The sequence below is a fragment of the Brucella tritici genome, from assembly GCF_902825325.1.
Taxonomy (GTDB): domain Bacteria; phylum Pseudomonadota; class Alphaproteobacteria; order Rhizobiales; family Rhizobiaceae; genus Brucella.
This window is the reverse complement of record NZ_CADEAR010000026.1, coordinates 20,955-27,583: the sequence shown is the minus strand read 5'-3', so window position 1 is coordinate 27,583 and position 6,629 is coordinate 20,955. Positions and strand designations below refer to the sequence as shown.

The following is a 6,629-nucleotide window of genomic DNA, read 5'->3' as shown; positions in this document are numbered from 1 at the left end:
GGGGTGGAGCAGCCCGGTAGCTCGTCAGGCTCATAACCTGAAGGCCGCAGGTTCAAATCCTGCCCCCGCAACCAAATCAACAAAACCCCGTAGCCTAGGCTGCGGGGTTTTGGCGTTTCAAGGAAAAGTTCGCCAACGGAAGGTAATCTCGGATTGTGTGCTCGACACAGTCATAGAAGTTTTAAGGCCCGCGAGTATAATTGAATTAATCAGGGGGCCTGATGCTGATTATCCTGGGTGGACTGCCAGCTTCTGGAAAGAGCACGATCGCGCAAGCCTTGGCTGCTCGTATCGGAGCCTGTTATCTTCGTCTGGATACGGTCGAGCAGGCAATTCGCTCTGCTATGCCGGTGCCGGGAGACAATGATGTCGGCCCTGCAGGTTACGTAGCGCTTTATCGGCTGGCGGCAGATAACCTTCGACTGGGCCATACCGTCATTGTCGACTCGGTCAACGCCATCGAAATCACCCGTCAGGCATTCAGAGGCGTCGCGGCAGAAACGGGTCGTAAATCGCTCGAGGTTGAAGTCGTCTGTGCCGACGCCGCAACACACCGCCATCGCGCGGAAACGCGCGTATCAGCCATAGAGGGCCTGACCGTTCCGAGCTGGGCTCAGATACTGAAACGCCACTTCGAGCCCTGGAAGCCGGATTTGCGTCTGGACACGTTTCTCCTGACCACAGAAGAAAGTGTCGCGGCGATCATAAAGGCTCTTTAGTCGATAGGCGGTTGTAGCAGAGCATCTAGGTGTCAGGCTTTACTTCAGCGATGAGCGGTGCATTCGGAGCGAACGCATTACTCGATGGAGCGGCTTCTGTCGATTGCGACACGCAAGCTGCTTCCCCTTGAAGCTCGTGAGCATCGATACGCATAGAAGCGTTCTTTTTCCAGCCTCCGTGGAAATAAAGGATTGTCGCCATCAGCAAGGTTGACACCATTGCGGCTGGAAAGCTCAGCCAGAGTGCATCCGAACCAAGCTGTTCGCGCAGGCCAACGGCGACCCCAAGACGCACGGGATACATAGAAACGAATAGGATAACGAGCGGCCAGATAACCTGACCATTTGCTCTCACCGTTCCGAAAAGAACCATCGATACGCCGAAGGCGATGAAGCCCCAGGTCGCGATTTGCCCTATGTGCTGGCCGATCGGGATTGCCGCGCTGTCTGGGCCGAGAAATATTTCCATCGCTTGCCGGTCGGCGAGTAGCAACAACACGACGAGTGCTCCCGTCATGAGTACTGCGTAGATGGCGCCGATGCGGGTTATCGAACTCACGCGGTTCCATTTTCCAGCGCCGATATTCTGGGCGGCCATGGCGCTGACAGCAGCGCCCAATGCCATGGCCGGCATCTGTACATAAGTCCAGAGTTGCTGCGTGGCGCCGAAGGCGGCGGTCGTGTCGACACCCTCCTGATTGACCAGTCGCATCATGGTCAGCATTGAACTTGAGACCACGATCATCTGGATGCCCATCGGCAATCCTTTGGTGAAGATCAGCCGCAGTAATTCCTTGTCAGGGATAAGAAGCCACAACTCCTTGCCGCGCAGGCGCAACGGAAGATCGCGGTGATAGATGTAATAAAGCATCGCAGCGAGGCTTATATAATTGGCAACGGCTGTCGCCAATGCCGATCCAGCGATTCCCAGCGCGGGTAGCGGCCCCCATCCGAGAATGAAGAGGGGATTGAGCGCGATATCCAGCACGACGGCCATTCCCATGAATATAAGCGGGGTCATGGCGTCACCGCCGCCGCGCAAAGCCATCATCAAAATCGTCTGCATCAGAATGGCTGGCATGGCCAGGAACGTGACTTGCAGGAATGCACGGGCCAGCGGTTCGATAGTTTCAGGCGTCCCCAGTAGTTCCAGCACTTTGGGGGCGAGCATCCAGCCAATGATGGCGACGATGATACTGAGCGGTACGAAAGTGCCAACTGTGGTGCCCGCTATCGTACGCGCCGTTTCGATATCACGCCGTCCGAACGCCTGTCCGATCAGAATCGTGGATGCCATGCCGAACCCGAAGACGAAAGCGGTCAGCAGAAACATCACCAGATTGCCGTTTGTCGTCGCCGCAAGTGCATTTTCGCCCAGCAACTGTCCGATCCAGATTGTGTCGATCGACCCGTTCGCCGATTGCAATATCGAAGAACCGAGCGTCGGCAATGCGAAAAGCAGCAAAGCCTGTTTGATCGGCGCAGTCGTCAGGTCGATGCTCTGTTTCATGAGACCTCGTATCGAAATGATGCTTCGTGAAGTAATTACTAAAATAAATCCCAAGAACCCGGCACAGAAATCGTAAATCACTGTACCAACAGAAGCGATGTTGGCAGTTTGTAGGCTGCGCGTAAAGACACGGAAAAGAGTGTCGAATATGACGTAAAGCGTGGGCGACTGTTTTATGCCATTCCCAGTAATAAAAAGATTGCTAATATGATCTGGCAAGCATGGAGGGGCTCAATCCATGAAAGGTCTGGCAGATAAGACGGCGCCAGGTGCCGGAGAAATCAACGGTGATCCGCACCCTGCGGATGACGCGCCCCAGCTGTTACAACGAGAGCCGGGCGACAATACTCCTATAATAGGCACGGAGCAGCTCGATTGGCTCGTTGCGATGATCAATCACGTACCGGATTTCATTTATGCCAAAGACCTTCAGGGGCGGTTTCTGTTCGCCAACGAAGCGGTGGTTCGCAACAACGGTCTCTCGAACATCAATGAACTCATCGGGCTTACCGACTTCGATATTCACGGAGAAGCTGCGATCACAGCCCGCATTTCTGAAATCGAAAAGCAGGTCATGGACAGCGGTCAGCCGGATCTCGGCTATGAAGAGCGCGCCATGCGCGGCGGAGCTGATCGCTGGCTTATGATTTCGCGGGTGCCTTTGCGGGATAGAAGCGGCAACATCATTGGCGTTGTCGGCGTGTCTCGCGATATTTCCATCAAGAAGCGGGCCGAACGCTTCATGCAGGCTCAGGCTCGTATTCTGGAAATGACGGTGAGTGCGGTTGCCATACCAGAATTCGTTGATCAGCTGACCGGATTGCTGGAGAGCCTTGCCGCTGGTGTTCATTGTGTTGCAGTCGTGACCGGTGATAGGGCTGACGATACTGTTATTTCTGCACCGTCGTTGCAGCCTCTGGCGAGCATTTTGAGAGACGGATTTGTACCGCTATCTGCGACACACCTTGAGGCGCAGCTGAAAGCTCTCGTTTCCGATAACAAGGTCATATTCTCCATGGAGATTCCATCTGCGGACGGTAAGGGGCACGGTGTTCTCGGCTTCGTGGTGGATGGAGAGCCCTCGGGCAATCGCGGTCTCCGCGAGTTTTTGACCGCCGCCGCCGGAATGGCCGGAATTGCCATCGACCGGCGTATCGCCGACGAGCGCATACGCTATCTGGCCGAACACGACACGTTGACGGGATTGGCAAACAGGGCTTTCCTGGAGCGAAGTCTTGAACAGATCCTCGAACAGGCGGCGGCTCGTTCCCAGCGGGTGGCTGTCGGTTTTCTCGATCTGGATCAGTTCAAGCCGGTCAACGACACGCTGGGTCATGCAGCGGGTGACAGGCTCCTTCAGCAGATTGCGGGACGGATTTCGCTTTTGCTGCGCAACGGTGAACTTGCTGGTCGCCTGGGTGGTGATGAATTCATTCTGGTTTTGCAGGCGGATGATGGCGATTTCTGCTCGCGGTTGGATGAGATCAGGCGGAAGATCAGCGAACCGGTGGATATGGACGGAACACTCCTAGAAGTTACCTGCAGTATTGGTGTCGCCTGCTTTCCGAAACATGGTCAGTCGGCTGCCGAACTGTTAGCGGCTGCGGATACAGCCATGTATGATGCCAAGGCGAAGGGCCGCAATAGTGTCAGTATCTATTCCGATCAAATGTCACGCAACCGCGCCACAGGTTGTAGCGGACAATCATAGCTTTTGCGGAATGCTCAGCTGATCCTGGCCTTGACGAACACGTCGTAGCGCGTGCTTTTGCCAAGTATCTGATGGGATGGTTTTCGCAATCCAGCCATCGGGTCGGCGCGCAAGGGCCATTTCAGCACCACGCGGTTCTGTGCGGCCTTCAGTGCGACCAGCATCAATTTTTCAGCATCCGGATCGGTGCCGACGATCTCGCGGATTTGCCGCATTTCCTTCTTGACGAGCGCGCTGTTGCCACGCGGAGGATGCATCGGGTCAACCAGCACGACCTGCGGCTTCAGTTCGGGCAGGAGCAGGCAGGAATCGCCCAGCAGAAGCGTCATGCGCGCGACGGTCTCGGCATAGCGACCGCCTTCTGCAGCTGCACGCGCCAATCCTTCTGCCAACAGAGCATGCATCTTTTCTGAGCGCTCGATCAACGTCACTTTTGCCCCCAAAGAGGCCAGCAGGAAGGCATCGCGCCCGAGGCCCGCCGTCGCATCGACGATCTCCGGCGTGACATCGCGTGTCAAACCGGCTGCCTTGGCGAGGGCCTGCCCGCGTCCTTCGCCAGAGCGAAACCGGTGGCCGACAGCGCCTCCGACGAAATCAACAACCAGTTCCGATGGTTCGATTTTCTGCGACATGAATGCTCTCAGAACGGGCAGGGCGCGGTAAAGGTCATGGAGTGGCCGTCGGGATGACGGAAAGCCAGTTCTTCCGCATGGAGTAGCAGACGATCTGCGGCCATGAGCGCTTCACCTTCAGCATAGAATTCATCACCGAGGATCACATGACCGAGCGCTTTCATATGCACGCGTAGCTGGTGTGTACGCCCTGTCAGCGGAAAGAGCCGCAGACGGGTTGTGTTTTCGCCCCGATCCATCACCTTCCAGCATGTTTGTGCGGGTTTGCCATGTTCATGATCGACACGATGGCGCGGCTTGTTGGCCGGGTCTATTGCCAATGGCAGATCGATCAGCCCTTCGTCATCTTCGACGCGTCCCCAGACCACCGCGACGTAGGACTTTTCCGTCGTCCGCGCCTCGAATTGCGAGGCGATGGCGGCATGTGCCTTGCGGTTGAGCGACATCAGCACGAGGCCGGACGTGTCCTTGTCGAGACGATTAATCATCTGGGCTTGCGGAAACTGTTCCTGAATGCGCGTTGCCAGACTGTCCGACAGTGCCGGGTGACGGCCCGGCACAGATAGCAAGCCGCTTGGCTTGTCCAGCACGAGAAAGCCCGGATCGCGATGAAGGATCGAGACATAGGGATCGAGCGGCGGATGATAGATGGGAGCAACGTCGGATAACACGGTCATGATACGCTTCTAGCATGGTTTGCGCGGTGCGGAGAAGCGTGCGCTCAATTCTGCAGCGGCAAAGGACAAACCATATTGCGCGGCTGGCTGGCCGTTCGTTCAGGGAGAATAAATGGCGGAGAGGGAGGGATTCGAACCCCCGATGGAGTTGCCCCCATGCCGCATTTCGAGTGCGGTGCTTTCAACCACTCAGCCACCTCTCCGCGTTATGCAGCACTGTAAAACGACCCTTGAAGAATCGCACAGTAACGAGCATCAATAGCGAATGCCGAGCGTGCAGCGGCTCAATAACGGGCCAGCGCCGATTAGACAAGAGCTAATTTGCATTCCCTCGTGAAAATTCTTGACTTTTCTGCCGCTTCACACCTATAAGCACCAGACCTTAGGCGTGGGGTAATCCGCGCCTATTGTTTTGATTGCAGATTTCGGGCTTTTCCGGACTGCGATCAGGGGCCAAAAGCCCGCTCATCAACCGACTGATAAAAAGACGGCCCATCACTTCGACGCCAATGTCGTGGAAATGAGAGCCGGACCGAACAACCGAAAGGACAACAAATGTTCGCAGTCATCAAGACCGGTGGCAAGCAGTATCGCGTTGCCGCAAACGACCTCATCAAGGTCGAAAAAGTTGCTGGCGAAGCCGGTGACATCGTAGAATTCGCAGAAGTCCTGATGGTCGGCTCGACCATTGGCGCCCCGACCGTCGCCGGTGCTCTCGTCACCGCCGAAGTCGTCGAACAGGGCCGTGCCCGCAAGGTCATCGCGTTCAAGAAGCGTCGCCGTCAGAACTCGAAGCGCACCCGCGGCCATCGTCAGGAACTGACGACCATCCGTATCTCGGAGATCCTCACCGACGGCGCAAAGCCATCCAAGAAGGCCGCCGAGAAGAAGGCTCCGAAGGCAGACGCCGCTGAAGGCGAAGCCGCAAAGCCGAAGAAGGCAGCGCCTAAGAAGGCTGCAGCCAAGGCCGCAACGGCTGAGTAAGTAGAGAGATTAAAGGAGAACACCAATGGCACACAAAAAAGCTGGCGGTTCCTCGCGTAACGGTCGCGATTCAGAATCCAAACGCCTTGGCGTGAAGAAGTTCGGCGGCGAAGCTGTGCTCGCCGGCAACATCATCGTGCGCCAACGCGGCACGAAGTGGCATCCGGGCGCCAATGTTGGCCTCGGCAAGGACCACACGATTTTTGCAACCACGAACGGTTCCGTATCTTTCCGTACGAAAGCCAACGGCCGCACGTACGTATCGGTAGACCCGATCGCGGAAGCAGCAGAGTAAGCCGGGCCTCTTAAAACCACCGGCGTCCCATTGGACCCGGTGTATATGGCAGCCTAGCCAAAAGATCGAAGGGAAGATGGGACCACCATCTTCCCTTTTTG

At 56.5% G+C, this 6,629-nt stretch carries 7 protein-coding genes and 1 tRNA gene; 4 read left to right on the top strand and 4 right to left on the bottom strand.

Annotated features, from left to right (window positions below):
• Positions 1-221: 221 nt before the first annotated feature.
• The gene (locus HWX93_RS20900) at positions 222-719 is read left to right on the top strand and encodes an AAA family ATPase (RefSeq protein ID WP_176038592.1); all 498 of its coding nucleotides are present in this window, start codon (positions 222-224) and stop codon (positions 717-719) included.
• Between the two features lie 25 nt (positions 720-744).
• Here HWX93_RS20900 and HWX93_RS20895 read toward each other — a convergent pair whose 3' ends face one another.
• The gene (locus tag HWX93_RS20895) at positions 745-2,229 is read right to left on the bottom strand and encodes an MATE family efflux transporter (RefSeq protein WP_109988895.1); all 1,485 of its coding nucleotides are present in this window, start codon (positions 2,227-2,229) and stop codon (positions 745-747) included.
• A 238-nt stretch (positions 2,230-2,467) separates the two neighbouring features.
• Between HWX93_RS20895 and HWX93_RS20890 the strand changes: the two genes are divergently transcribed.
• Positions 2,468-3,940: a diguanylate cyclase domain-containing protein gene (locus HWX93_RS20890; RefSeq protein ID WP_176038591.1), complete on the top strand. Its 1,473-nt coding sequence runs from the start codon at positions 2,468-2,470 to the stop codon at positions 3,938-3,940.
• A 14-nt stretch (positions 3,941-3,954) separates the two neighbouring features.
• Here the strand turns inward: HWX93_RS20890 and HWX93_RS20885 are convergent, their stop codons facing one another.
• The 3 genes from HWX93_RS20885 to HWX93_RS20875 all read right to left on the bottom strand — a co-directional run bounded on the left by HWX93_RS20885 (position 3,955) and on the right by HWX93_RS20875 (position 5,452).
• A complete protein-coding gene (locus HWX93_RS20885; RefSeq protein WP_176038590.1) occupies positions 3,955-4,572 on the bottom strand; it encodes a class I SAM-dependent methyltransferase in 618 nt (205 codons plus the stop codon).
• A gap of 8 nt (positions 4,573-4,580) precedes the next feature.
• Positions 4,581-5,249 carry a pseudouridine synthase gene (locus HWX93_RS20880; protein WP_176038589.1) on the bottom strand — a complete coding sequence of 223 codons (669 nt, stop codon included), beginning with the start codon at positions 5,247-5,249 and terminating at the stop codon, positions 4,581-4,583.
• Between the two features lie 113 nt (positions 5,250-5,362).
• A tRNA-Ser gene (locus HWX93_RS20875) sits at positions 5,363-5,452 on the bottom strand.
• A 352-nt stretch (positions 5,453-5,804) separates the two neighbouring features.
• Between HWX93_RS20875 and rplU the strand changes: the two genes are divergently transcribed.
• Positions 5,805-6,233: a 50S ribosomal protein L21 gene (gene rplU, locus HWX93_RS20870; RefSeq protein WP_104757429.1), complete on the top strand. Its 429-nt coding sequence runs from the start codon at positions 5,805-5,807 to the stop codon at positions 6,231-6,233.
• 25 nt (positions 6,234-6,258) lie between these two features.
• Entirely contained in the window at positions 6,259-6,528 is a 270-nt protein-coding gene (gene rpmA, locus HWX93_RS20865) for a 50S ribosomal protein L27 (RefSeq protein WP_010661520.1), read from the top strand.
• Positions 6,529-6,629: the final 101 nt, after the last annotated feature.

Excerpts from the sequence above, each read along its gene's own strand:
- rplU (WP_104757429.1), top strand. The coding sequence starts at position 5,805 with ATGTTCGCAGTCATCAAGACCGGTGGCAAGCAGTATCGCGTTGCCGCA.
- HWX93_RS20890 (WP_176038591.1), top strand. The coding sequence starts at position 2,468 with ATGAAAGGTCTGGCAGATAAGACGGCGCCAGGTGCCGGAGAAATCAAC.
- HWX93_RS20900 (WP_176038592.1), top strand. The coding sequence starts at position 222 with ATGCTGATTATCCTGGGTGGACTGCCAGCTTCTGGAAAGAGCACGATC.
- HWX93_RS20895 (WP_109988895.1), bottom strand. The coding sequence starts at position 2,229 with ATGAAACAGAGCATCGACCTGACGACTGCGCCGATCAAACAGGCTTTG.
- HWX93_RS20885 (WP_176038590.1), bottom strand. The coding sequence starts at position 4,572 with ATGTCGCAGAAAATCGAACCATCGGAACTGGTTGTTGATTTCGTCGGA.
- HWX93_RS20880 (WP_176038589.1), bottom strand. The coding sequence starts at position 5,249 with ATGACCGTGTTATCCGACGTTGCTCCCATCTATCATCCGCCGCTCGAT.
- rpmA (WP_010661520.1), top strand. The coding sequence starts at position 6,259 with ATGGCACACAAAAAAGCTGGCGGTTCCTCGCGTAACGGTCGCGATTCA.